Below are 26,762 nucleotides of genomic sequence, written 5' to 3'. Positions count from 1 at the left end.
GCGGTGTTAGTTTGGTTGTTTGGCTGGCTTGGTCAGTATTATACGCCGTTTTCGGCAGTTTCTTCGTTGACGCTACGCGCGCTACTCGCGGTTATTACCGCACTTGCCTTTAGTATGATCTTTGGCGGACGTGTCATTAAGCATCTACGCTCGCTCAAATACGGACAGGCGATTCGTGACGATGGCCCGCAGTCGCATTTGGTCAAAACGGGTACGCCAACCATGGGTGGCGTGTTGATTCTCAGTGCCATCGGTATATCGACGTTGCTTTGGGCACGCTTGAACAATCCCTATGTGTGGATTTTGCTGGTAGTGATGGTCATTTTTGGGGCAGTAGGTTGGGCAGATGATTGGCTCAAAATCAAATACAAAGACCCCAAAGGCTTAATCGCCCGCAAAAAATATTTTTGGTTATCGATAGGGGCGTTATTTGTCGGCGTGTCTTTATACTATATTGCCACACTACAACCTGATATCAATACCACGCGCGAGATGCAGGATTTGTTATTACCGATCTTTAAAGATTGGATGATTCCATTTTCAGTCGTACCCTTTGGTATTGGTTTTATCATTTTTACGTATTTTGTGATCAATGGTGCGTCCAATGCAGTGAACTTAACTGACGGTTTGGATGGTTTGGCTATTTTACCAGTGGTACTGGTGGCAGCTGGTTTGGGTGCCATGGCATATGTGTCAGGTGACGTACGTTTTGCTGATTATTTACATGTGCCTTACATCGCTTACAACTCTGAGGTGATCATTGTTTGTGGCGCTATGATTGGAGCAGGATTGGGCTTTTTGTGGTTCAATGCCCATCCAGCACAAGTGTTTATGGGTGATGTCGGTGCATTGGCACTTGGTGCGATGCTAGGTACAATTGCGGTCATGACACGCCAAGAGATTGCCTTTGCGATTATGGGTGGTTTGTTTGTTGCCGAAGCCTTATCAGTGATGCTACAAGTGGGTTCGTATAAGCTACGCAAAAAACGTGTCTTTCGTATGGCGCCGCTACATCATCATTTTGAAGAAATTGGCTGGAAAGAAACCCAAGTGGTGGCACGATTTTGGATCATCGCCATCATATTGGTTATTCTTGGCCTAATGACGTTAAAACTGCGTTAAAAGTGCCTCACCAATACCGTCTAGATTGATAAAAAATCGACAGTGATATCGGTTATTTAAAAGCCGCCTCAATCAGCATTGAGGCGGCTTTTTTTATCCACGCTTTTATTACTTAGGTCGCGCAAATTTTGTTAAAATGCCAGCCATATTGCTACGATTTTGAGATGCTTGTGTCCTTATTTACCTGTCCCCTTTGTCACTCTCCTATGCAGCCTGCACCAGATACTTGGCGCTGTGACGGCAGCCTAAATCCCAAACAGACTGCCCATACTTTCGATGTGGCACGGCAAGGTTATGTCAATCTATTACCAGTACAACAAAAAAAGTCCAAAGCGCCAGGTGATAGCCAAGCCTCTATCGAGGCGCGTAAACGGTTTTTGAACGCTGGGCATTATCAAGTATTGCAGGCTTTGATTGGCCAACAGATGCAACAGCTATTGGCAAAAAGGGGATTGGAAGATGAACCGAGTAAAACCCCTGCCAATTGGTTAGATATTGGGTGCGGTGAAGGCTATTACACTCAAGCGATGGCAGAGCTAGAATCAGGTCTCATCGACAATTTGATCGCAGCTGATATCAGTAAGCCTGCATTGGTTGAGCTTGCCAAGGTAAGTAAGACAACAGGTAAGCTTTGGTATCAGCAGGATAAAGACACCTCTGCTGGGACAACCATTATTTATCCATTGGTGACAAGCGCGGCGAACCTACCGCTCAGTGCTCATAGTATGAAAGGTATCAGTAGTATTTTTAGTCCAATCTTACCAAGAGCATTTGCTGAGGTATTAACTGATGATGGCTATTTGATCATTGCAAAACCAGATGCAGGACATTTGGCATCGATGCGCGAAGCATTATTTGATGACGTGCGTGAGCATGACTCTGACAAGTTTTTACAAGAGCTGTCTTCTGAATTCACTCTCATACATACGCATCGTGTCAGTCATGAGCTAACTTTATCCGCCAATGACTTGAGTGATTTAATGACAATGACGCCATATGCTTATCGTGCTAAAAGCGAAAAAAGACAAGCGCTATTAGACGTTGTTGCAAGACAAGCATTTAGTACCGAAGCAAAATTTGTGGTTTACGTTTTGCAAAAAGCCCCTAACCTATCAGACGCTATTACGCATTTATTATAATGGTGCGGCCTATTTTTCATAATATATAAATTTTACTGTTTATGATATTTAGCCATAAACGGTAGCGCTACAATTTTGTCCAACGAAGTCTACATTTTGAAAAGTGGCACATAGTTTGGCTACTTTTTAACATATCTATAAAAGGTTCAACGCTGCAAACAATACATTCGTTACGTTTTATCAGCATAAATCACTTAGACATCAAGATTAACACTGTGTCATCATCCTAATCGAAATAAACATTTTATTAAGAGTGTCATTACTAATTCATGACATTATTTAACTGAATAATTGTCTTCAAAGGATATTTGGAGACCTATTAGGGTACTATTATGAAAAGAACATCGATTATGAAAAAAACATCAACGTTAAAAAAATCGCTAGCGGTGGCACTCAGTGTCGCAACCATTAGTATGGCTTCTGTTTCAGCCAGCCAAGCGGCTACTTCTATGAGCGAGATTGCCGCTGCTTCACAAAGTAAGATCAGTTTAGAGCAGGCACTTACCCTTGCTAATAAAGCAGTTAAAGGCGACATTATTAGTGTAGATTTTGATCAAGAAGATCGTGCAGAAAACAGTCATTATGACATTAAAATGATTGCCAATAATAATGAACAAGAAGTAAGAGTGAATGCAAATACAGGAAAGGTCACAAAAGATGAGACAGAGCGTCTAGATAAAGAAGATTTAGCAGAATATAATACCATGAAACAAGCAAAAGTCAGCTTGTCTCAAGCCATAAAGAACGCCAATAAAACGTTGAAAGGAACGGTACTTGAAGCTGAATTCGACATGGATTTTGGCAAGCCTGTTTATAAGATTGAGATTGGCAAAGGCAACCAAGTCCATAAAGTGGTTGTCGATAGTATGACTGGTAAGATTACGAGCAGTCAGGTCGATAATGACGATTAATACTTAACGGGGCTCATATTGCTTACGGATTGCCCCAAACTGCCTTTACGAGTGGTTTGGGGCTTTTTAGTGTCAGCTTAACGATTCTGTCTAAACAAATGATCGATACTATTTACGTCACATTTAACTTAAGTCACATTCAACGAAACAGCATCTAATCAAAACTTATCTAACCAAATGATAGTTAAAGTAGGTTTATGTGTCCGCCTGAATTGCTGTTTTAAGCTGACGAATGACTGAGCTGAGTAGCATCTCATCAATATCAGTCATAGCGTTCAACCCATAATCATAAGTCTTTAGGATCATTGCTTGTTGGTCTTGTGATAAATGGACAGTGACATCTTTACTGACGACCAGATGCCTATAGTCTTCTATGGTCTTTTTGTCATTACTCATTGTTAGCTCCTATTTCTCATTTGAAACTTTACTTTATCCTGATATTTTATGATTTTTTTAGCAACATATTAGCTGAAACTTTATTAAACTCTGATGACATGAGTCAGTATTTTTTATGAGTGGCGATGCATCTCTATCGAGGGTGTTTAAAAAATTTAAGCAGTTATATTGGCCGTCACAATGACGATGCTCTACAACCATCTTAACTGATAAATATTTAAGAGCACGATATTTTTTACATTTACAGTAAGAGAATATTAAAAAACTGATATGTATGACGGCACTGAGTCAGTTAATTCTGTAGGCCCTTTAACCAGCGCAAATCTCTTAATAAGCAAAACCTTTTAACAAGCACCATCACGAGATCAGCTCAAGCTGCTAGCAACAATCGAAACCTTTCTTCATCTTTCATAAATCTAATTAACGCTCAAATCAATTATCATTTTCGTTGTGGATAGAGCCGCGCTTTATCGCGATACGTTATTTTATTTAAGAGTAAATAACGCATCTTCAACCACCATTCATACCAATTTAGATGGAAATAACAATGAAAAAGATAATGATAAGTTCACTTTTAGCGATCACTACGTGTTTGACAATAACTAGCCAAGCCAATGCTGCACCGCACTTTACTGACCATCATACCGCGCAGGTAAAGCACCAAAAAGCGGGTGCAGGAGTCAATAACAAGTACAAACATGTCAAACATAAACCAGCTGTCTCACACCATAATCCAAAAAAGATAAAAGCAGCGCACAGCGTAAAAAGCAAATATCAGGGTAAACATATCGAAGGGCATCGTACCTAATCGTTAAATATAAACCATAAAAAATGGCCCCTATTTAAGGCGCCATTTTTTATTTTATTTTTACTTTAAGGTTTTATGGGGGTAAACAGTATTGATGACAGCTATAGTAAGAATTATCTGCTTGTAAAAGTTACTGTGTTCGTCCCATTATTAGAAGGTTGGCTGATCGTAACTTTACTGGCTAAAATATCGCCTTGAGCATTTATTTTGTAGCATTCTGACGACGTACCTTCAGGATCCATATCAAGCATTAAATTGCTCGACGTATCTATACAGAACCACGCCCTATTGTTGCTATCCCGTGTTAGAGACCAGCTTTGGTTGTATGTGCCTATTTTTTTGCGCATGCTGCGATCAGCATAAACGTTTTCAGTAATTAATGGACTAGAAGCACCAACCGTTGCCATTTTTGGAATGGCTGTCGTTTGGTTTGATAAGGAGTATTTACCCGTACTGTCAGTAAAACCGTGGAAGACTAATGGGTCTATAGTAAAGTAATTAATAGCGACAGACTGATTCGTAACTTGGTTATTTACCTTGTTAATGGTATTAATTTCTGTGCCTTGCACAGTCTTATTGTTGTATGTCATCTGACCTTTGGGAGTGACTTTGATGTCTGCTGTAGCAGTTTGGTTGCCTACGGTGGCGACCAAACTTTCACTGCGTGCTTTGGTATAAATATTAAGCAGCGTAGCTTCTACGGGGTATTGAGTCACTACGTTATTTTGAGTATTGCCCGTTGTTCCGCCATTCATACCTGTTGCACAAGCACTCAAGCTCAAGGCTGCTAGTGTACATAATCCAAGTGTTTTCATGATTTGATTCCTCAGTGCGTTTAAATAAATATTATCAATATCCACTATAATCGAATTCATGAACGATGACATCTGCCAAGCACTTTAGACCTTGCTATCATTACATCACTATAACAACCAGTAATTTTTCAGTACTTTAAGGCAGCGTAAACATCTATCAACTCTGTCAATCAGGCCATCACTATATCTTTATGACATAACTATTGGATTAGGTAGACGCGTTGAAGGTAGAAAATTAATCAAGCCAAAGAGAAGCCGTAAGCTTTATTTCGAAAGAATTAAAGAAGTATGAGATAGAGGATAAAACAAGAGAGAATAGCAGAAAATATAAGGTTGGCGGTGAAGGAGGAAGTCAAACTTATATTACAAGTAGTTGATTTAATTATATTTATGACAGTGAAATATCGTATTAGACCAATAAATAGACCAACAGCGTTGTAGTATTAAATGTAAGGCAAATAACGGGATTTATATTTCAGTCAAGTGTAACTAAATGTTTCTAAGGTATTATTTAATTTCAAACATATACTATCACTAAAAAAGCATTTTGGTTATTAGAATTATTTTATAGCTTACCGCTTAATACTATTCCTAACAGCTCAAGTAATCTCTTGGCTATCATATCGAGAAATTTGACTAATCCTAAAACTATCTATACTCCGTATAGCTCTGTTGGCTTGACAATTTACTTATAATTTAACACCTTTACAGATATGACATCCATGTCCTGCGTAACTTTATTCCAACGCTCTGTAATTTCACAAGCTGTCATCTCAGCAAAACTATAATTACTATCTTGACCGCAGTCCCCGCCAGCACCAATACATTGAAGATCAAAAAAATCTTTATCGTTTATACGACTCTAAGATAGTTTTCTTCGTCAGAGTTTACGCTATGTGCATCGTAGATAAGAGTGGAGTCGTTATTATGCATTCCTTGATAAATATTAAAAGCAGGGACGTTACCCCATATTGACGCGCCATATTCACATGCTAGTTTCCCTGCATGTAAAATATAGTCATCCACTACTACCAGTGATATTAGAACGAGTAATTATCTTTGTATTTACAGAATAATCGTACGACGTCGTTTGTCGTATGGTAATGCACGCAATCTTGTATTTATAAAATAACCGTGCATAATTCTACTGTTAATATTTTTTTTGAGAAAGTAGTTTTAGGCATGGTGGGTTTGTTCATCAAAAGTTCTTTAAAAAGTGTTAGCTAAACATATAAAATAAAAGGAGTTTAACCAAGTGCCAATAAATGTGGATGTTACACCAGATATGCGTCAAAGAGCTTTAGATTTTGCTCAAGCTATAATATTAGGTAATAATCAATTTGATAGGCTATTGCCAGCTGATATTAGAACAGAAAATAATTTAGAGACTTCAATGGCTATACGTATCCAAAGAACCTATGTAGGCAAATTAGGAGAACTAGTATTTGCTCAGGTTCTTTTAGATAGAGGAGGGAATGTAGATTTTGAGCCAATGTTTGAGATATTTGAAGGGCAGAATAACGTAGATGGGTTTGATTTTGAAACAAACAACAATCAAACCGTTGATATTAAAACAGGTTTTAGAGCAAACCATAGACTGTTAATGGTTAATGAACAACAGCTAAGGCAGCCTAAAGATTACTATGTGGGTATCAAGCTTAATGCTATAGATCCTGATCTCAGTGAGAATATTATTAATTTGGAAACTATTGATACTGCTACAGTATATGGTTATATCACACACAACGATCTTGTAAATGCTAATCCTAGAAAAAACTTTGGTGAGGGCTATGCTAGTTGGTTAAGATATACTGATTTAAGGGATATTAACGAGTTGTTAAATCAGTTCTAAGTTTTCTCTGATTATGTAAGGGTTATTTATTATATTTTTAATAAATAACCTTTGTCCGCTATAAAAAATCTATATAAGTAATTTTTCTGTAGCGCTACATTTTAAAGTTGTTGTATCGTTTCCCTGACTATACTCAATAGCTCATGAACCTCTTTATTGTTAGGCTTTACTCTAACCGACATCAAGTGTTTTACATCAGCTAAAACACCTAAGACTAGCTCATAATGTTTATCGTTTTTTTTCCAATCTGACTTAGCCACACCAATAGCGAGATAGTTGAGTTCCGTATTAAAAAACTCATTACTTCTTCTAAATGGCATTATGAAAGCATTATATATATCACCTTCATCCTTATAATTATTGAATATATATTCACCATATGTTATTTGCTTATTAATTGACGAGGAGCTAGGTAAGTGAGACGCTGCGCTAGTTTCACCATATCTATAATACTTAGCATCTAAAACAACGATATCTTGTTCTTTCAAGATGGTGTCAGGTAGTAACGCTCTGTTTTCTTTATTGTTGGAATAAAACAAAGTCCATGTGGATTTTGGAAAATAGAGACTCTTTTCTTTAATACCGAAAATGTTATCTATAAGTTTTTCCCAGATATACTCAAACTTGTATGTGCCAAAATAAAAATCTTGCTCAGATTTCTCAGTTGTATCTACGAAAGAGACAATATCCAGCATGTCTTTAATAAGTCTTTTGTCTCTATCTTTATGAGTAATCGCCAGTTTTTCTCTTAGAACTGAGAGGAATATATTTTTATTAAACTTAATAGCGGGTTTTGGCGGTAGATTGTATCCGTATAACCAGCCCAGCTTTAGGAAACTATCATAAACGCAGTATTTACTAATTTCAGTGATTAAGTTTTTATCAGTATCATTGCGTTTACGCACTTGCATAGTAAGATAAGCAATCCCTTTTTTTTGAACTATAGGACGCTCATGCCGTATTGTACGATTCCAACTTACTCTACCACTATTGCCTCTTGTGTAAGTTTCATCTTGCTCTGTATAGTAGCGCCCTCTGTCAAGAAAGTCATACATGATATTCATATAAGCTTGTATAGGGAATGAATAATATTGGACAAATGAGTTGCTCTTTTGGTGAGCTAAAGTTGATTTGTTATCACCATATTCAGTTAGAAGAGATATTAGGCTAAGTATGTCACTTCTTATAGCCTCATTATCTATACCAATGCGATAGCCAAGCGGAAATACAATGCTGATATCAAACTTTGATTCATGTGTATTCCAATCAAACTTAATACCTACAAACTCATCACCATCTATATTTGTAGCGTTTCTACAAAGATCTGATAGAGCAATCCCTTTATAATCGTTTATATGATTTAACATGAGAAACTGTGCCTTAAGCCTTTACTAACAGTTCTTTGGCATCTAAATTCAAGACATCAAACCTTTCATCGCCAACGGATTCATTAAAATGTCTCATAATACTATCTAGACTCATATAGTTTTCATTAAATAAGTCGTATCTGTTCAGCTTGAACGCATCATCCCAAAGGTATTTCAACACTTTCTCAGCAAACATGCTTTTATTATCGTTTAGCTTGATATCTTGCAATAGTAGCTCTTCATTAATAAAGTATGAGCCTAGTCTTTTATCTTCGGATGAAGTGACTGACCGACTATTTGATAAAATCTGATCGTTGATCACAGTATTAAAATGACCCCATGAAACTGTAGTATCGAGAATATGTGTATCTTTAAATACACATTTATTAATATCGTTCTCTATCATTCGCATTTGCCACCGTCTTTGAAATGCCGTATCAAGTGTAAAAACATTTTGATCCGCAGTATTCATAGTCGCTAATAACGTTAAGTTGGATGGTATTCTTATTGGTTGGTCATCACTACCGTATACTTCTTTAGATATGTAGTTATTAGAAATAGCGTATTCACTAACTCCCGCTTGGTTTCTGTCTAATAGTTGAAAAATCTCGCCAAATATTGCAGGTGCATTACCTCTATTTATCTCTTCTATAATTAGGTAGTAATGATTGGAAGGGTCTAGATGAGCTTTTCTTAAAATTCTAGTGAAAGCACCAGCAGTAAACTTATAGGCAATGACACCGTTTTCATCAATGGAAGGTAATATCTGACCAATGAAATCAGTGTTCATATAGTCTGGATGAAAAACAATTCGTTCAAATTTTTCGTAGTCATCACAATAATACTTAGATATAAAATGACTCTTTCCAGCACCTGGTACGCCGTAAAGTAAGATGTTGTCGCCTTTCCTATTATCAACGTAATCGTTATTCAAGGGCTTATAGCTATCTTGCCTAGTAACGACTTTTGTAGCATCCGTTGACAATAACTCTCTTTTGAAATTAGGTAGCTCAAAAAGGCCAACTTTACTACAGAGAAAATCAATATATTCAACTGTATTGAATATTTGAGGATTTTGCTCAAATGCGAAAACTTTCAAAGCTACTTCGTTAATTTTTTCAGGAATCAACGTTATATATTGAGAGTCGATCGAAAGAGTAGGAAGTTGTTTTAACGCTTGGATCAACCTGTTGTCAAACTTATCGCCAAATTTATTAAATTCAGTAATAATCGACTCATCTTCTCTTAGTAACTTTATTAATACGAGTGTATCTAGGTACTGTTCAAATTTTTCAGTGGTAACTACTAAGTATCTGTACTCATTTAAAGAGATACGATATTCACCTTGGCTTAGTCCTAGTTCGATTAGAACTTTGTACAACAACATGGCAGGGTAAAGACGAAATTCAGAACGAATATCTTCGGATTGCTCATCTATCTTTGAACTGACAAACATCTTCTCAATTTGTCTTTGAATGATATCTGAATATAAGTTGGTTTCTTCAAAACTACCCGAACATCTATCGTTGATTTCTTCAAAAACTTCTGTTATTTCTGCATTCTCATAACTATTTCTATAGCTGTTATTTGCCGCGATAAATTCAAGTTTTATCAAACCAAAAAATGCTGCAACCCTTAATGCTCGGTAATTTGTAGAAAATTTGGCATTAGGTTTAATTGATTTTAATGTCCCAGTTTCGTCGGCAATAAACTGCTCTAAGCTGCTTTCAGGTTTTTCTTCTTTATATCTTTTTAATAAAAAAACTAAATAACATATTGTACTAAACTCAGTAGGCTGTTTTACCAAGTACCAGCACTCAAGTTTGTTCAGCGCATCAAGCTCTGCTAACTTTCTTTGTAGCAATTCATTCATAACTAATACTCTAACCTAAAGCAATTTGAGCGAAATTAGCCCAATAAAAAGACATTTTTGGTGGTACAGCATTTCCAATCTGCTTACAGATAGAAGTTTTATTACCAACAAAAATAAAACTATCAGGAAAGCTCTGTATTCTAGCCGCTTCTCTTGGAGTTAAAGTTCTATCCTCAGTAGGATGAATAAACCGGCCGCCTGCAGGGGTGTCAAAACGGGTAGTTATCGTAGGTGCTACCTCATCCCAGCATAGCCTACCATAAGCGCCGCTATGCACGGAGTTTATTTTTTCGCTAAGACTAGTAAAGTTCTCACCATTACCTACTTGACGCATTCTCTCTATCGCTTTTTTTGAATGGTTTGTCTTTATATGATTAGTTATGGTTAGTTTAGCAGATGCTAAATACTTCTCATAGTCTGTATTAGGACTTGGGTTATCTACTATTCCGTTAAGGCTTACAGTAGGCATATTAGAGATAGCATCCTTAATACTTACATTGTTGAAAAACCCTTCGTGATTTTCAACGATTTTCTGTTTGGTGGCTTTTAGCATTGATTCAAAATCTATATCTTTATCCTTTATACCTATAATAAATAATCTTTCTCTCTTTTGCGGTATTCCTAGATCAATTCCTTTCAAAACTTTAAAGTAGATGTAATATTGCTCACCATCCATGATTTCCTTATCTGATAAGGCAGTAAGGATTTCTTGGAAAATCTCACTCTTTTGCATAGTCATCATACCTTTGACATTTTCCATAATAAACATCTTGGGTTTTACTGTTTTGACAATATTCAGGAAGTGCTTAAAAAGATAGTTCCGAGGATCTTCGACAAAACCTTTTCTTATTCGTGCTCCTGCTGTAGAAAAGCCTTGGCAAGGGCATCCACCTATTACAATATCAGCCTCACCTTCAGAGAAGTACTTATCGTTATCAATATTCCCGATGTCATCCACGATCATCTCTGTCTGTGGATGATTCTTTGAATAAGTCTTTGCAATCTCTGAATCAAATTCAACTGCCCTAGTAATCTCAAATCCATTCTGGATAAAGCCTAAGGATAAGCCGCCACAACCTGCAAACAGATCTATTACTTTCATTCTAATTTCCTTCGCCAACTCTGTATTTATAAGCAAATGATTTAACATATTCGCTTTCTTCTTCAGAAAGGTTATAAAGCGAATTAATAAAATCATCTATGTTATGGATTTCATCTAAGCACAATTTATGTTTGTACTCATGGCTAGTCTGCTTGGTGCCAACGAATTTTTTAGTTTCCTCAAGTTTTTCCTCTAGAGACTTAGCAAGTTTTAAGCACTGAGCGTAATCCTCTTCATTCAATCTAGTAGGTATCTTGAAATCTGCTAGTTCTTTATTAGTTATATGCCAGCAATCTGAGATACACACCCAATGCCACCAAAATAGAGATGAGTTAAGTATGCAAAATGCTAGGCTAGCATCATTATGAGTTCCACATCCGTATTCTTTATATTCACTACCGTCATGCTTAGCTAAAAAAGCTTTTATCCAAAAGGTAGCTCTCATATTCAGATAGATAGGAATATCACCGTTCGAAAGAAGATATTTAAGGCTTTTTGAACCTGCGGCATCTTTAGTGATTGAGACTGACTCGTATATGCGGAGGTCTAATTCATTTCCTAGTTTTGGAATAAAACTAGGATAGTTGTATTCGTTTTTAACAACTGATGCTTTATCAAATAGTGCTGATCTTTCTTTCTTATACCAATAATTGTATTGACTGGTATGGATAGATTCTGTCGAGGATTTTTTCGCTATGACAATGCAAAGCTTTTGATGAACACCAGTGAAAAGACAGTCAGGTCGGTCAGCGTAGCTCAATATGTATTGGTTTGGCATTATATTGATTAGTATATCTCGTATTTTTTTCATTCTAGGCGTTGAGATATACGAGATTGGAATCACAAAGCCAAATGCCCCATCTTTATGCAATGATTTTGCAGCATTGAGTAAGACATTCGCATAAATGTTGCCGAATTTTTCTTGCAAGTCTTCTCGGTATTTAGAGTCTTCGACAAAGGGTGGGTTACCAATTACTAAGTCATATTCGGTGTGTTGTTCTTCGCATACAAAATCGTAATTAGTATAGTTCTCACTAATAGCACTGAAAATACCTTTAATTGCACTAATACCAAACTTATCTAGAACCAATAGGAAGATTCGCAACTTTACAATTAGTGTTGATTCAGGATTGATATCGTTACCAAAAATTGTTTTAGCAATTCTTTGTATTTTAGCCTTGGTTAAAGATAGCGATTTAGCTTCAGCTAAATCATATTTTAGTATTAATGTGTTTATTAGAAACTCACCTGTACCGCAGGTAGGATCATAACAAGTCTTTTTAAAGCAAAAATCTTCAACCTTGATTGCATCTAGTGAAGAATCACTTAAGTTGTCAGGCGTTAACACTCCATACAACTCTTTAACGGTGTTATTTATAATAAAATTTACTAAATCTAAAGGCGTGTAATAAACACCTTTCTTTTTTCTTATACTCTCTTTTTCATTTATTACAGACAACCGACGCTGTACAGAGCCATAGTCGCTCTTAGTGAGTTCTGAACTATCACCTTGCAAATAACTTGGTTCAATCAACGTAGCCAACTCTGAAAATATGGCTCTCTTCTCATGCTCTTTATAGCTTTCGTTTATGTAATTTAATATTAGAGCGTACAACTCAGTCTTCATCTATATTTTCCTATTAAATCAGCAAGATACTTAATTACTTTAAGTTACAAACTGAAGCTTATATGAAGCAATTAAAATAATCAATACTTATTACATAAGTAGTAAGCTTAGATTTTGTAACGTTAGTTTCAGCTACAAATGTCGTTTCGATAAATTTACTGATCCTACAAAGTAATAACCTTATGTTTTTCACTTATGACACTGCATAGTGTGTTTAGAAGTTACTAAAAACGTACTTGGCCACTATGCTGACAATAAATATATCAGTAACAAAAGCCACAAAAGAATAAGACATGGCAGGAGAAAACATCTATGAGGAATTCAAAGATGAATAGCTAGAACAGCAGACAAAAAAATACACACTGCGAAGATCTTTTGGGTATTTGGCGAGCCAATTCTTAAAGAACGTACTGAACAATCACTGAACGTTTCTGATAGAACGCAATCCAATAGTCAGACTATACAGAACTGTATAGTACTTGAACAATAACTGGAACTGGAAAAACTAAAGGTTGCCCATCTGCGACGACAAGCCAGTGACTAAAGGTAGCTGATAGATAACTACCAATACCAACAGCAGATTAGTCAGCTAAATTAAACATTGGAGAAAGCTAACACTAGCATCCATGATTTTGCGTAAGTAAGACTGCTAAAGTTCAAACAATTTGAATCTGAAAAGGAGCCACTTTTTGACCAAAAACAGAACACTGAAATACTCGATATCGCTGATAAGAAGAAAAGATAATGGTTCTTTGAACCCTAATTTTCAAGATAAGGTGTATAAAAGGCTTGCTTGTTTTCATGTAATAGATAAGTCTCAATTACTTTTAGTAAATTGCTTGTAATTCTCACCTTGCTTGAGATGGCTAGATAACTCACTCAATTATTTAGATGCCAATACACAAACTGGAAATTTACTAAAAAAAAATAAGCCGCGTAGTGCGGCTTATTTTTTGCCTTTTAATGAATACGAGCAGCTATTTTATCTTCAATCCATTGCGCAACTTCGCTTTCAATCCATGCTACGCGCCCCTTAGATAGTTTGACCTGAACAGGAAAGGTAGAGTCGTAACGGTTTGATTTTTTATCTAGCATATCGTAAATAGTTGTACTGCTAAGTCCTGTGTAATGTATGACTTGCTTTAGCGGTAGCATGCGAGGTATTTGTGGCATACTTGATATTGAAGTATTTTTCTGAGTACTTGTATTCAAATTTTCCATGACTAGCTCCTTATGAGTTATTGAGAGCATTTCCTCTCATACAGTTACGGAGTCCCATATTTTTTTACGGTGTCCTATATTGACCGTGCGTACTCCTTATCAATCACATAAAAAAAGGAGCTGAATAATCAACTCCCTTTTATGCCGTATATCCTTACCACTGCTTCAACTTACAGCTGTCACACTCTCCCTTAGACTCCTTTCAATATTGCCGACATTGTAGGGCGCAATACCATTTTGCGACCCTCCTTGATCATTACTATTAGTCTCATCCGTCTCTAATGGATAAAACTCTTCTGCCACATCCAATAGATTATCGCTATCAACCTCAAAGCAAGAATTAACATAGCCTTGCTTTGCAGCTATTTCTAGCGCTGCTTGGTCAAAACCGTGTTCACTTAACTCTGCGTCAATGGCACCAGCATCTTGTACCGCTTGCTTTAAAGTCACGTCATCACGTAGCGTCAAATCCACAAAGTAGATTGGTGTTCGATAGCTTTGCATGGTACTTTTGCCACGTAGCGTTAATTGGAGTGGCAGGCAAGACAGCTTATTACCGGACACCGCTGCAAAGTAGCTTAGCCGTGCTGCAAGCGTTCTAATACTATTAAAGCCTGTGGTGCGAAAGATAAACGTACCCAGCTCATCGTCTTCACTCAGATTGACATAGAGACGACCATAAGGCTTACAAGCACCGCCTTGGGCTAGTGGACAGCGATCGGGTGATGGGCATGGCATATGCTCAACACCGTTGCTCGTTCGACGCTGGCAATGCTCGCCATCGCCTACGCAAAGAGGGCGTCCAGTTTGTCTATCAAATAGCGTGTATTCTGCTCGTAAATTCAGCTCAGGGTCATTGAAGAGCAGTCGCACTGGTATTTGTCTAAGCTTACCGTCATTATTTGCCCGCAGCTTCTCATCAAGTGGATGATTAATCCAGCCATCCTTATTTTGGACTTGGCTAGTGATAGTGAATTGGTCATCTTTAGCAGGGAGACGCTTACCGTCTTTTTGAACGACTTTACCGATGCTAATGCGACCGAGTACTGGCGGGGTTATCGTGAGACCTTTAATCATGGTTATATTCCTTATGTGTTTTTGTTTTGATAAGCCATAAAAAAGCCCACCTGAGATAGGTGGGCTTTATGTGCTTGCTTGATTCGCTTTGATTCGCTTTGATTAATTGATGGTTAAGTGACTGATGGCTTAGTCGTTAAGAATGACAAAGCGTCTACTGCCGTGCTTTGTTTTACTAAACTGCTTAAGCAATTCAGGATAGGCTTTTATGACAGCTTTGCTATCAAGACCAACACTGTCTTTTGAGCGCTTCCAAGAAATAGCGCCTTTATTAAAGATGGCAACCTCATTGTCTTTGATAAACGTTTGTAGCTGATGTTTCACTTGATCATAACTCTGCTCAAAGTCTTCTATAGATGCGCGGTAGCTTAGCAATTTCTCAAACAGTTTGTTAGCACCGTCATCTCCTCGTAGATCAACTTTGCTTGAGGGTTTAGGCTTTGGATACAGCAGTTTTAATGCTTGTGCAGCAGATTCTGAATGATCAGGCGTTGGTGGCGTATCCATTTCTACGTATTGCCAGAACAGACGCTCATGACGAGTAATGGATTCAATCAAGTGCTCATCGCGCTTAACCTTATAAATTTTCGCTTCATGTCCACACAGCAGAACACAGATATGAGCCGCCTGTTTGCCTGTGACCGCTAGCTGATGTTGTACTTGGCAGGTGACGTAGAGAGGTACGCCATCTCTCCATAATTTCGCACCGTGTTCACCAGCAGTTTTGCACTCTAGAATCTGTACTTCATCATTGCCTGTTATTGCATAGTCTAAATTCGCCAGCATAAAGTGGTTGTCAGGATCAGGATGCTGCAAGACAGCATTCACGCGGCGTACTTTATTGGCTGTATGCTCTTGGTAGTATTTAGCCACCATCGGCTCTAAGGTATTGCCCCAGTAGAGCGGCGAATACCCATCGATACCATTATTATCACTGGCATCCATGTTTGAGCTCATGCGTCCCGTCTTAATCATCCATAGCTCAAGCATGGACAAGTATGGGTGGATACCGCAGGCAGCGGCGGCGTCAGAGCTGCCAATGCCTTGTCTGCGTATTTTGAGCCAATCTTCATGGCTTAGGCCTTTGGTGTTGACCAAACGCTTAGGCGTGGTTACTGTCTTTGCTCGAACAGATTTATCAACCGTTTTATTTTGCTTTAGCGTGACTTCTGCTGGTTTGCCCTTGGTTTTAGACTTAGCGGTTCGAGACGCTTTACCTGTCATGACTGAACGTTTGGGTTTTAGCTGAGTCGTATTTGTATTGTTTAATGCGATCATATTCATAGTGAACTCCTTATTAAGTTTATTCTTGGTGATCTGTAAATGTGCCTTGCTTAATTGACGACATAAAAAAACCACGCGTAAAGGCGTGGTTGATTCATTAGATCAGACTATCTAAGCAATCAAGCGTAGTGCTTCGTCGAGGCTTTTGTCTTTAAGCTTCGCACCAGCCCCAAACCATGCTGAGTCAAGGCGATGATCTTGCGACATGGCACGGCGTTCATGATCGACAAATTCCGTCATCGCATTTAACAACCCATAAGCCGTGTCCTTAGCGGACGCCATATCTGCACCGCGACCTTGACCGTTAAACATACTCATCACCTGATTCATCGCTTTTGCATTAGGAACCGCATCTTTTTCCTTCTTCGCCGTATTAAACAGAATGAGGCCATCGTCTTTGACATCATTAAACACACGGTTTAAATAGTTGGCTGCTTCTGCTTGCGTGACGCGTCTATTGGTCAACTGTTTCATCTCATAGTTAAACGTATCCCACTGGCTGACGGAGACGCCTAATTGCTGTTTGACCTTTTCGGTATCAAAGGTGGTGCTATGCGGTACTTTCACCACACCGCCGCTACCATTAGCCAAGCTGATCGCTAAAGTGTTATTACATACCACGCGAATATTGGTGAACTGTGCTGTGGTGGCAAGCGTGCCATCACACGCGGTCGCTAGTAGCAGATAGCCATGACTGATATCACCGCCGCGTAACGTCGCTGATTGTCCTGTACGTGCAAGTGCCCAGAACTTACGTCCTTCTTTAAGCACCCCTGCGGTTTCCAGCTCAAAGTCTGCTTGTTCAGTCAGATCGCGATAAAACTCTAAAATCTCACTTGGCTGGACTTCTTGGTAGCGCTGACTGACAACAGATAACGGCTCAAGCGTGTCTGAGCGATACAGTACCTTGTTATTGTCATAAGGCATGATCAGGTTTTGCCCTTTATCATTGGTGGCCATGTAGCTGACATCTGAGGACTCGATACGCCAATCCATCCTAGCCTCTTTCGCCCAGACCTCAATCGGCTGTTTGGGGGATAGCTCGTTGCCAAGACCGTGCCATGGGGTGTCGCCGACGTATGCCATTGATTCGATTAAATGTGCCATGTTGATTTTCCTTTTAAGTGTTATTTAGTGAGTTGATGGTTTAGTTAGATTGAATCAAATGAATGGATGGTTGAGAACATGTGAATACAGTCCTCACAGCGATACTGCTGATTAATCAGCATTGGTAGAGCATTGTTCGATTGAGACATTTTGAATAACGTTGCGATTGCAGTACCTGCAATAACGCCAACTGCTGGATGAACGTTAAATGATCTGCATAGACTGATGCTAATACTGATCAATACAGTAGGTGATAACAGCATCTCATTCATAGTGTGGTTAGTTCCATTAGTCATCTCATCAACGCTAGATGACTTACAATGTGGACATACTGGTTTCATAAGGATTCCTTTTATTAATGGCATAAAAAAGGTCTGCACGAGGCAGACCTTTAATGGGTAAAGTAGGATAAGCACTAGGACGCTAATGCTCGATCTCATGGAGGTAGTATGTATCTGAAATTATTTTGATATCGTATATGTTGAGTACTACTTAGCTATTAGGTAGAGTCCCGCGACCAAAGCTACGCATGTTAAGTGGCCAAGATTTGAGGCGTTGCTCATACTTGTTGGGGCGAGCTAGATACAGCGCTGCATTAATAGCGTTATTCACCTCTAAAGGCTTGTCTCTATCAATCATCCCTATACCGAGCTTACCTCGACGCCTATAGCGTGCTTTACGCTTAGAGGTATTACCATTGTAATACCAGCCTAAACCCTCTGTAATCTCAACCCATCTCTTACCAACAGTATCGCCTAAAAACCAGTCTTTCTGACGCTTATCACCGTTATAAATCAAAACTAAGTGACAGTGTAGACCACCAGTCTCAATACCCTGCTCTATAGCCCAAGCATAACCCCTTAGATCCTCAAAACAGCCTTTACTAGCATTTGCTAACTTTCCATTTTTCCTTTTCTTTTCCTTTTCTCTGTCTCTTTGGATTTTTACCATAAGCTGATTCATGAAACCCTGAAAGATCTCAGTGTCAACAAGGTGTGCAAACTCTACTTTCAGTTTAAGATCTACTCTTACGATAAGCACACGTGCATATTTCTCTAAGTAATAACTCATATATTCCATAAGTGATTGGCTATTGCGTTGTTCTTGAAAAGCAAAATCTGCTTTATCAGTGGCATACTCGTACTGATAAAAATTTAGCGCATTCAAAAAACTCTCTGCCATCGCCTCATCCCAAAAAACCTCATGAGGATAGCAATTACCGCAAACAAGGTAGCAGCTGCCTATAAACCATTCTATCGAGTTCGTGTATTTTAGTTCGTTATTGTAGAGCAGTGTCATTGGCTGATAATAAAGATTTAGTCGATAACTAATTTGTTGAATGCTAATTCGATTTTTAGGGTTAAGGATATCGCTCACAAGTTTGTCGACTTTAGCGACTACTACCTCATGGCTTAAGTTTGGGATGATCATGTTATCTACCTAAAGTTATACGTTCATAATCTTAGGCAAATAAGTAAATTATTATTTTCAATAGTGAGAGTGATTAGCGAATCTGCTTATGGCTTATATTTTATTAATAATATTAATAACCGGATTTTAAGATCAAAAAATACCACGCTGTAGCATAGCTTTAGTTTTTGAAAAAGCCTATCTATGCGTCATTTCTCTAGATGGGGAGTTACGATTTTTAGTTGATAAATATTTAAATTATCATCATGATTTTTGAGAAAATAAAATTATATTGAGATCAAGAAAAAATCTTAAGTGAATTTTTCACTTAACATTCAAGTCTATTGTGTCTTAAGAGTGAAGGAAAGCATGAAAGAAATATTGCCGATTTTACATACAATAGGTAAAATATTCAGATTGTTTTCAGTTTTATCACGCGTGATAGCATATTTTTATACGAACAAGGTCATGACTATGAAAGATAATGAAAGACAACTCAATAATATTAGTGAACACAAAGCTGCTTTTATTACAAAAATAGAAGGATTAAGTCAAAGAAAGTTAAACAGTCTTGTATTTTTTCATAATCGCTATCCTGTTTATAATCATAATTATGAATATAAAAAAATAGATAAAGAAGATTTTATCAAATATATTTTAAGAAATAAAAATTATCCTGAGATAGAAAAATCTTTAAAGACTATGGAAGAAATTTTCTTTATTGAGGAAAAATATTTCAAATGGTTATATGGAGATTTAAGAGCTCAATTTTTTATATTGATATATTTAAGATCTTTATTCAATTTAGAGATACTCAATAAAAACAAAATTGGCAATAAAGATGTTACTGGATATCTATATCCACCTGAATACGGAGACATATTAGTTGATGAACACGGGTATGTAATTAAATGCATTTATGAGTTGTTTGATAGTTATAGCATAGATCATATATTTCAAGATAAAAATAAAAAGATAAAAATCATGGATCATGCTAGATTGTTGTGGTCGGATATATATGACCAATGTACCTACACAAATTGGATTGAAACTGCTGATGATTACCAAATAAAATGGTTAAAAAAGTATCTTGAAGACAAAGGATGTTACATTAATGGTATTAGAGGCATAAGTTCAACTGAACATTTTCATAGTGTGTTATTAGCAGCTCTTGATTTTATAGATATAGAATCTTTTGGTCTAGAAAATCGAAAATATAAGGAGACAGATTCTAAGAGGAAGTTTATAGATAGAATGAAAAAATCTTGGAATCAGAAGGTACATCGTGACTCAGGAATGGTAAAAAAACAATATCACCTACCATTAACTAAAAATACCAAAGATAGGTTGAACAAGATATCTATTATCGAAGGACTATCAGATTCTGCTATTCTTGAGCGGTTGATTAACAAAGAATATGAACTCAAGTATTTGAATAATAACGGTAATGATAGATATGATGTTAAGATTTGATGAGATTTTTTGATAGAAATGTGTAAATGCTTGTGATTAAATAATCGAAAAATAAGTAATGGCTATTAAATCTATTATTAAAAAAATAGGTGAATAGAGGGGTAGTCATGACGGTATCTGAGACTGTTGTTTCTGCAACGAGCACTACAAAGGTTGTAAAGTTTGTGCTGACTACATAATAGTTTCGAGCATAGCAAAAAGTTCTAGTCTTCAGAAATGATGAATCGTTTTAAGTCTTCTATAGTCAAACCTTGATCTAGTAAAGCGTTTATCATTATATTTTTCCTGTGTTTCGTTAATCCATTCTCAGATTTGGCTAAAGAACTCTCAATCTGTTGCCGTGCTGTCTGAAAGTCTACAACTTCACCTTTGTCTCTGAGTAGATCTAAAAAATCTGCCCAAACCTGCATGATTTTGCGTCGTTCCTCTAAGTGTTGCGCGTGGTTATAAACTGCGCGGATGCTACTTTTCTTATCATGTGCCATCTGCTTTTCGATGGCATCGCCCATATAGCCAAGCTCGTTTAGGTTAGTTGAGGCGATATGCCGGAATCCGTGACCAGTTTGCTTGCCAGCGTAGCCAAGGATGTCTAAAGCATTATTAATGAATTCTTCGCTATAAGGCTGGTGCATACCAGTATGATAGAACACGTATTCATATTGACCTGTAATGGGTCTCATCTCTTCTAACACTGCTAGCATCTGATCTGATAAAGGAACAACATGCTTACGCGCTATCTTAAGATTATCGATATCAACACGCCATAGACGGTTAGGGAAGTCGATATGCTCCCATTTCATCATACGTAGCTCGATAGTACGACAGAATGAATAGGCTAGAAATTTCATTCCCAATCGAGTTTGGTCATGACCATGGTAGCTTTCAATGTCTTGTAAGAGCTTAGGTAGCTGACTAAGCTCAACGTGTTTCATGTGCTTAGTTTTCGCTTTCGGATATAGCTCTTTTAACCCTTCTGTATGATTTACCTCAATTAGACGTTCTCTCTTAGCTCTTTTGAGAATATTGCCAACGAGATCAATAGTACGTCTGGTTACTTCTCGTGGCGGTGTTCCTTTTTCAGCCCTACTTTCAATTTTGTCTGCCATCGATTTGCAATCTTCGAATGTTACATCTTTTAAAGCGATGCCTTCAAAGCTCGGCAGCACGTCTTTATGCATACGGTTATAGTCTTGCTGATAAGTGCGAGGCTTTACGTTGCGCTCACGCTCCTCTAGCCATTCAAGCGCATAATCATTGAACATTTTAGCTTGCTCGTTCGCAAGTCTGTCTTGACGCTTTTTATTTTTTGGATTGATTCCATTAGCTACTAAAGTTTTAATATCAGCGTTAGCACCTCTAGCTTCTGCTAAGCTCATCTGTGGGTATGTACCTAAAGTAGTTTTTTGCTGCTTACCATCAAAGCGATAAGCACTTATCCATGACTTTGTACCAGTGCTACGCACGAGCAATTGTAGACCTTGATGATCGCTATATTTATCTGGACGAGAAGGGGTGCATTTATCAGTGGGTTTGAGCTTACGGATCTTACTATCACTTAACATGTTGGTCTATTTCCTATACCTACGAGCTATATGTTTAAAGCTTTAAGACGATTATGTTGGTCTAAGGCATATAAATCTAGATCGAATGTTGGTCTAATTACGGTGTATATGAATCATAGACCAACGAATAGACCAACACAAGCCACGGAATAGGTGGGTTATGTTCGGATAGCTTGGGAAAACAGTAGACATAAAAAAAACGCTAGACGCGTTATTTATAAAGGTTTACAGAGAGATATAGGAGTATTTAGGACAAGATGGGAAAACTAGGTTTTTATAAGATTGGCGGTGAAGGAGGGATTCGAACCCTCGATACGCGATTAACGTATACACACTTTCCAGGCGTGCGGTTTCAGCCACTCACCCACTTCACCGTTTTGAGACGGGTTAGTATAGCCGATAGCATTTAAAATGTCACGACTTACGCCTTATCTTTCTTTATTTGCAGACGCCTGCTACGATAGCGTACACGTAATGATACGCATAGATAGATGGTTGATAGTTGCATGATAAGTCTTGGCAGGCTCAAACACAGTTTTAAAAACAACGTCATGATGACAGTGATGGCTATGGCAATCCCTTTAGCGACAGCATATGCTCATGATTTTAGTCAATGTAGTCAGTCTTTTTATGGCGGTATTTATCCTGAGTTTACTAATACCAAATTAAATAATAAGACGCAGGCATTGTGCATGGATGGTTTTGCAGTGATGTACTCTGGTGTATCACGTACACCACTATGGTCAGCAGAGTATTTGGATCGTACCCGTTTACAACAAGCCAAGCAGATAGATCGCGAAGACAGCTTTCATGAAGAGAGTAGATTACCAAAATCTATGCGCGCCTCATTATCTGACTATTCAGGCTCTGGCTATGATCGCGGTCATTTATCGCCAAATGGGGATATGGCAACGCGTAGCCAGCAATATGATAGCTTTAGTCTGGCCAACATTGCTCCGCAGTCGCCACGCAACAATCGCTATATCTGGCGCAATATTGAATCGGCAACTCGTTACTTGACTCAGCAGTATGGTGAGGTTTATGCGGTAACAGGGGTAGCATTTACAGACAAAAAAACCAAGCAACTGGCGGATCGAGTGCTTGTACCCAGCCACTTTTATAAAGCTGTTTATATTCCAGCAATTAACCAAGCAGGCGTTTATTACGCGCCTAACGACGAGTCAGAGCGTATACAAGTTATCAGTGTTGATGAGTTGATGGACAAGACGGGTATCGATGCATTACCTGTGCTTGATACCGAAACCAAGGCACAGGCTTTTGATTTGCCATTGAAGGCAGGAGAGAGTTCAGACGTGCCTGAGGCGTCACAAAAAGAGCCTGAATGGATGCTATTCGTTTGGGCAATTATTGATTGGATATTAACGCAGCTACAAGCGTAAAGAGAGAGCAAACCAAGAAGGTATTGATTTCATGGTACTTTATTTTAAATAATGATTTATGAAGCCGTTGATCAGATACTGATTGGTCAAAGGCTGTTTGGTAAACAAATATAAGCAAAAGACTGTCAATAAAAAGGATGATCAGATGATTGAACCATTTGCCAACAACCACCAAAGCATGCAAATAGGTGAGCTTGTCATTGAGAATCAAGAATACAAAATCATTATGTATGGCGATGTCGAATTGACGCTAGACGCTGCTGGGTATGAGCAAGCGCAGCAGTTGCAGGAGCTAGCGAATAAAATTGTCCAAGCGTTCGAAAGTTATAGTCTCTATAGTAAGCAAGAGGGTAAGTCAAAAGAAAAAGATGACCAATTGGACAAAAATATCGACAACCCCTTTCTGTAACTCTTTGATATGGTTTTGTTTTATGGAAATAATAATGCGTAAAAAAATTACTAGGCAAACGCTAAAAATTGCTTATAATGAATTCAAGACATCGCTTATGTCTTTGAAAAAACTAGCAGGCAAACACGATAAATATCTTTCACATTATATAAAATCGCGGTGCCTATAGTAGGAAATTCTAGCAAAGGATAAGCATAGAAATCAGAAACATCATGTTTCGAGCAATCATTGTATGAAGGGAGTCAATCTATGAAACTATTTACAAAAACCACGTTAGCTGTTGCCGGTATCAGTATTGCTAGCATGGCATTTGCCGCTGATCCATTAGCCAATACCACTTGGCAGACGTTTGATGAAGGTCAGCCAAAAGGTACTGTAAAAATTACTGAATCTAATGGCGTGTTGACTGGTAAACTTATCGCTGCTAATACGGAAAAGGGTAAACAATATATTGGTACGACAGTCATCAAAGGCCTGAAATCTGATGGCAATGGCAAATATAGTGGCGGTACAATTACTGACCCAGCAAAAGGTAAAGACTATCGTATGACAGCTACCTTAAGTGGCAATACCTTGAACATTAAAGGGTATATCGGTCCATTTTCACGCAGTCAACAATGGAAAAAGAAATAAGCTGATCGTATATTTTTTATAAAGTTAAAACTAATAAAAACCCGCAGAACCTTTTGGCTCTGCGGGTTTTTTGTTGGATGAGTATTTAGTAAAGCATTCTCATGTTATCTGACAAACTCTGGATACGCTTCCATACCACACTCAGCGATATCCGCACCTTCATACTCATCTTCTTCAGAGATACGTAGACCAATCACTAATTTGATAATAGACCACACGATTAAACTGGCAACGAACACCCATACAAAGATCGTGGCAGCACCAGCGAGTTGTCCGACAAACGTGACGCCTGAATTGGTAATCGGTACAATAAGTATGCCAAACAGACCTACCACACCATGAACTGAAATAGCACCAACTGGATCATCTATTTTTATTTTATCCAATGCTAAAATAGACAGTACCACGATGACACCAGCGATCAAACCAAATAGAGTGGCTTGCAGGGCAGAAGGTGTAGAGGGTTCTGCGGTAATTGCGACCAAACCTGCAAGTGCACCATTTAAGAGCATGGTCAAATCTGCTTTGCCAAAAATTAAGCGAGCGATTAGTAGTGCGCCAATAGCGCCGCCTGCTGCTGCTGCGTTGGTATTCAAAAATACCACAGCGACTGAGTTGGCACTGGCAATATCACCAAGTTTTAATACAGAGCCGCCATTGAAGCCGAACCAGCCCATCCATAAGATCAGTGTACCAAGGGCCGCGAGTGGTAAATTTGCTCCAGGAATAGCACGTATCTCACCATTAGAGCCATATTTACCTTTACGTGCACCTAGTAGCAAAACACCTGCCAAGGCTGCTGCTGCCCCTGCCATATGTACAATACCAGAACCGGCAAAGTCAGAAAAACCCATGTCGCCAAGATTGTATAAGCCAAAGACATCATTACCGCCCCATGTCCAGCTTCCTTCCAACGGGTAAATAAACCCAGTCATAATGACCGCAAACAATAAAAAGGACCATAGCTTCATACGCTCAGCCACTGCACCTGATACGATGGACATACAGGTCGCAACAAACACCACTTGGAAAAAGAAGTCAGACGCAGCGGAGTAAACAGAATCACCACCAAAGCCATTTTCTGCTGAAGCAGCTAAAGCATCTTGTACCAATGTCTCACCGCCTGCGATACCGCTTAAGAAAAACTCGCCACCATACATAATCGCGTAACCGCATACCATGTACATGATACTAGCAGTAGCAAAAAGGGCGACGTTTTTGGTTAAGATTTCAACCGTGTTTTTTGAACGAACCAGACCGGCTTCTAGCATAGTGAAGCCCGCTGCCATCCACATGACTAGCGCCCCACATATTAAAAAGTAAAAGGTATCAAGTGCGTACTGGAGCTCGAAGATTTGGTTTTGCATGTTAATTCCCCCTTGAATTGATGCAATAAGCTATCGGTATGACTGTTATGGTCTATCTATAAATTGGTCTGATGCGTTAGATAGCATCAGGACCTGTCTCGCCTGTACGTATACGGATGACTTGCTCAAGCGCTGTGACAAAGATTTTGCCATCACCGATTTTACCTGTACTAGCAATGCGAGTAATGGCTTCGATTGCAGGTTCAACCATCTCATCGATAACAGCCACTTCAACCTTTACTTTAGGTAAAAAATCCACCACGTACTCTGCGCCACGATAAAGTTCTGTGTGACCTTTTTGGCGACCGAAACCTTTGACCTCAGTAACAGTGACACCTTTTACTCCGATGTCAGAAAGCGCTTCACGTACATCATCGAGCTTAAACGGTTTTAAGATCGCAGTGATTAGCTTCATAAAAAATTCCTTATTTGTGTGATGCCGCAGGTTGATAGAGACATTAGGATATATCGTATCGCTGCCTTGCTTACTATTAGTCATTCAAGAACTGTGCCAATTTACTCAAGGGGGAGGTAAATCGGATATATTTTCTAAAAATGATGACAGTTGTGGCAAAAGATACTGACTCTGCTACAACGGTAAAAGCCATTGTAGCCAGCATAACTAATGTCTATCGACCTTTGGCGTGAACCAACGAAAACTTTATTATAACCAACTTTTTAAGTGCTTGGGGAGGCTATCCCCTTATTTCATGTGATGTTTTGCTAACTTGATTTAATAAGGCATTATTAGAATTTGATAAAGAGAGAATGAAGAGATGAGCGCAATAAAGACAAGTAGCAGAGCCT

Annotated in this window: 24 protein-coding genes and 1 tRNA gene; 9 read left to right on the top strand and 16 right to left on the bottom strand. The window is 38.3% G+C overall.

What is annotated here, in order from left to right; translation table 11 throughout:
• Window positions 1–3 precede the first annotated feature (3 nt).
• From mraY to A3K91_RS13130, 3 genes are all read left to right on the top strand, one after another.
• A complete protein-coding gene (gene mraY, locus A3K91_RS13140) occupies window positions 4–1,122 on the top strand; it encodes a phospho-N-acetylmuramoyl-pentapeptide-transferase (RefSeq protein ID WP_062845672.1) in 1,119 nt (372 codons plus the stop codon).
• A 164-nt stretch (window positions 1,123–1,286) separates the two neighbouring features.
• Window positions 1,287–2,261, top strand: a complete 975-nt coding sequence (locus A3K91_RS13135) for a putative RNA methyltransferase (RefSeq protein ID WP_062845671.1) — start codon at window positions 1,287–1,289, stop codon at window positions 2,259–2,261.
• A 350-nt stretch (window positions 2,262–2,611) separates the two neighbouring features.
• The gene (locus A3K91_RS13130) at window positions 2,612–3,172 is read left to right on the top strand and encodes a PepSY domain-containing protein (protein WP_062845670.1); all 561 of its coding nucleotides are present in this window, start codon (window positions 2,612–2,614) and stop codon (window positions 3,170–3,172) included.
• A 195-nt stretch (window positions 3,173–3,367) separates the two neighbouring features.
• Here the strand turns inward: A3K91_RS13130 and A3K91_RS13125 are convergent, their stop codons facing one another.
• Window positions 3,368–3,568: a hypothetical protein gene (locus A3K91_RS13125; RefSeq protein ID WP_062845669.1), complete on the bottom strand. Its 201-nt coding sequence runs from the start codon at window positions 3,566–3,568 to the stop codon at window positions 3,368–3,370.
• Between the two features lie 559 nt (window positions 3,569–4,127).
• On the opposite strand from A3K91_RS13125, the gene A3K91_RS13120 reads away from it, so the two are divergent.
• Complete coding sequence (locus A3K91_RS13120; protein ID WP_136139148.1) at window positions 4,128–4,376, top strand: hypothetical protein; 249 nt, start codon at window positions 4,128–4,130, stop codon at window positions 4,374–4,376.
• A gap of 113 nt (window positions 4,377–4,489) precedes the next feature.
• Here the strand turns inward: A3K91_RS13120 and A3K91_RS13115 are convergent, their stop codons facing one another.
• The gene (locus tag A3K91_RS13115) at window positions 4,490–5,191 is read right to left on the bottom strand and encodes a hypothetical protein (protein WP_062845667.1); all 702 of its coding nucleotides are present in this window, start codon (window positions 5,189–5,191) and stop codon (window positions 4,490–4,492) included.
• A 1,255-nt stretch (window positions 5,192–6,446) separates the two neighbouring features.
• Here A3K91_RS13115 and A3K91_RS13110 point away from each other — a divergent pair.
• Complete coding sequence (locus tag A3K91_RS13110) at window positions 6,447–7,043, top strand: hypothetical protein (protein ID WP_062845666.1); 597 nt, start codon at window positions 6,447–6,449, stop codon at window positions 7,041–7,043.
• A 101-nt stretch (window positions 7,044–7,144) separates the two neighbouring features.
• Here the strand turns inward: A3K91_RS13110 and A3K91_RS13105 are convergent, their stop codons facing one another.
• The 10 genes from A3K91_RS13105 to A3K91_RS13060 form a co-directional block, all read right to left on the bottom strand.
• Entirely contained in the window at window positions 7,145–8,410 is a 1,266-nt protein-coding gene (locus A3K91_RS13105; protein WP_062845665.1) for an LlaJI family restriction endonuclease, read from the bottom strand.
• Window positions 8,411–8,423: 13 nt separating this feature from the next.
• On the bottom strand, window positions 8,424–10,283 hold the full coding sequence (locus tag A3K91_RS13100) for an McrB family protein (protein WP_062845664.1): 1,860 nt from the start codon (window positions 10,281–10,283) through the stop codon (window positions 8,424–8,426).
• 10 nt (window positions 10,284–10,293) lie between these two features.
• Window positions 10,294–11,385, bottom strand: coding sequence for a DNA cytosine methyltransferase (locus A3K91_RS13095; RefSeq protein ID WP_062845663.1), 1,092 nt, complete (start codon window positions 11,383–11,385; stop codon window positions 10,294–10,296).
• Window position 11,386: 1 nt separating this feature from the next.
• Window positions 11,387–13,012 (bottom strand): Eco57I restriction-modification methylase domain-containing protein, encoded by a 1,626-nt coding sequence (locus A3K91_RS13090; protein WP_062845662.1) that lies wholly within the window; start codon window positions 13,010–13,012, stop codon window positions 11,387–11,389.
• A gap of 960 nt (window positions 13,013–13,972) precedes the next feature.
• Window positions 13,973–14,233 carry a helix-turn-helix transcriptional regulator gene (locus tag A3K91_RS13085; RefSeq protein WP_228139873.1) on the bottom strand — a complete coding sequence of 87 codons (261 nt, stop codon included), beginning with the start codon at window positions 14,231–14,233 and terminating at the stop codon, window positions 13,973–13,975.
• Between the two features lie 165 nt (window positions 14,234–14,398).
• Window positions 14,399–15,310 carry a recombination directionality factor gene (locus tag A3K91_RS13080; RefSeq protein WP_062845661.1) on the bottom strand — a complete coding sequence of 304 codons (912 nt, stop codon included), beginning with the start codon at window positions 15,308–15,310 and terminating at the stop codon, window positions 14,399–14,401.
• Between the two features lie 129 nt (window positions 15,311–15,439).
• Complete coding sequence (locus A3K91_RS13075) at window positions 15,440–16,534, bottom strand: YqaJ viral recombinase family nuclease (RefSeq protein ID WP_167541813.1); 1,095 nt, start codon at window positions 16,532–16,534, stop codon at window positions 15,440–15,442.
• 171 nt (window positions 16,535–16,705) lie between these two features.
• Complete coding sequence (locus A3K91_RS13070; protein WP_062845659.1) at window positions 16,706–17,701, bottom strand: DUF932 domain-containing protein; 996 nt, start codon at window positions 17,699–17,701, stop codon at window positions 16,706–16,708.
• 44 nt (window positions 17,702–17,745) lie between these two features.
• Complete coding sequence (locus A3K91_RS13065) at window positions 17,746–18,042, bottom strand: hypothetical protein (protein WP_228139872.1); 297 nt, start codon at window positions 18,040–18,042, stop codon at window positions 17,746–17,748.
• Between the two features lie 151 nt (window positions 18,043–18,193).
• Window positions 18,194–19,132: a YagK/YfjJ domain-containing protein gene (locus A3K91_RS13060; protein WP_062845657.1), complete on the bottom strand. Its 939-nt coding sequence runs from the start codon at window positions 19,130–19,132 to the stop codon at window positions 18,194–18,196.
• 453 nt (window positions 19,133–19,585) lie between these two features.
• On the opposite strand from A3K91_RS13060, the gene A3K91_RS13055 reads away from it, so the two are divergent.
• Window positions 19,586–20,584, top strand: coding sequence for a hypothetical protein (locus A3K91_RS13055; protein ID WP_136139149.1), 999 nt, complete (start codon window positions 19,586–19,588; stop codon window positions 20,582–20,584).
• A gap of 203 nt (window positions 20,585–20,787) precedes the next feature.
• Here the strand turns inward: A3K91_RS13055 and A3K91_RS13050 are convergent, their stop codons facing one another.
• Window positions 20,788–22,146: a tyrosine-type recombinase/integrase gene (locus A3K91_RS13050; protein WP_062845655.1), complete on the bottom strand. Its 1,359-nt coding sequence runs from the start codon at window positions 22,144–22,146 to the stop codon at window positions 20,788–20,790.
• Window positions 22,147–22,429: 283 nt separating this feature from the next.
• A tRNA-Ser gene (locus A3K91_RS13045) sits at window positions 22,430–22,520 on the bottom strand.
• A 195-nt stretch (window positions 22,521–22,715) separates the two neighbouring features.
• On the opposite strand from A3K91_RS13045, the gene A3K91_RS13040 reads away from it, so the two are divergent.
• The 3 genes from A3K91_RS13040 (at window position 22,716) to A3K91_RS13030 (ending at window position 24,588) form a co-directional block, all read left to right on the top strand.
• Window positions 22,716–23,546, top strand: a complete 831-nt coding sequence (locus tag A3K91_RS13040; protein WP_228139871.1) for a DNA/RNA non-specific endonuclease — start codon at window positions 22,716–22,718, stop codon at window positions 23,544–23,546.
• Between the two features lie 145 nt (window positions 23,547–23,691).
• Window positions 23,692–23,955, top strand: a complete 264-nt coding sequence (locus A3K91_RS13035; protein ID WP_062845653.1) for a hypothetical protein — start codon at window positions 23,692–23,694, stop codon at window positions 23,953–23,955.
• A 249-nt stretch (window positions 23,956–24,204) separates the two neighbouring features.
• Window positions 24,205–24,588, top strand: coding sequence for a DUF2147 domain-containing protein (locus A3K91_RS13030; protein ID WP_062845652.1), 384 nt, complete (start codon window positions 24,205–24,207; stop codon window positions 24,586–24,588).
• A 104-nt stretch (window positions 24,589–24,692) separates the two neighbouring features.
• Here A3K91_RS13030 and A3K91_RS13025 read toward each other — a convergent pair whose 3' ends face one another.
• Window positions 24,693–25,955, bottom strand: coding sequence for an ammonium transporter (locus tag A3K91_RS13025; protein ID WP_062845651.1), 1,263 nt, complete (start codon window positions 25,953–25,955; stop codon window positions 24,693–24,695).
• 76 nt (window positions 25,956–26,031) lie between these two features.
• Window positions 26,032–26,370 carry a P-II family nitrogen regulator gene (locus A3K91_RS13020; RefSeq protein WP_010197981.1) on the bottom strand — a complete coding sequence of 113 codons (339 nt, stop codon included), beginning with the start codon at window positions 26,368–26,370 and terminating at the stop codon, window positions 26,032–26,034.
• Window positions 26,371–26,762 lie beyond the last annotated feature (392 nt).

Origin of the sequence: Psychrobacter alimentarius, assembly GCF_001606025.1 — a bacterium.
Lineage (GTDB): Bacteria > Pseudomonadota > Gammaproteobacteria > Pseudomonadales > Moraxellaceae > Psychrobacter > Psychrobacter alimentarius.
The sequence above is the reverse complement of the archived record's forward strand: the minus strand, read 5'-3'. Positions and strand labels throughout refer to the sequence as shown.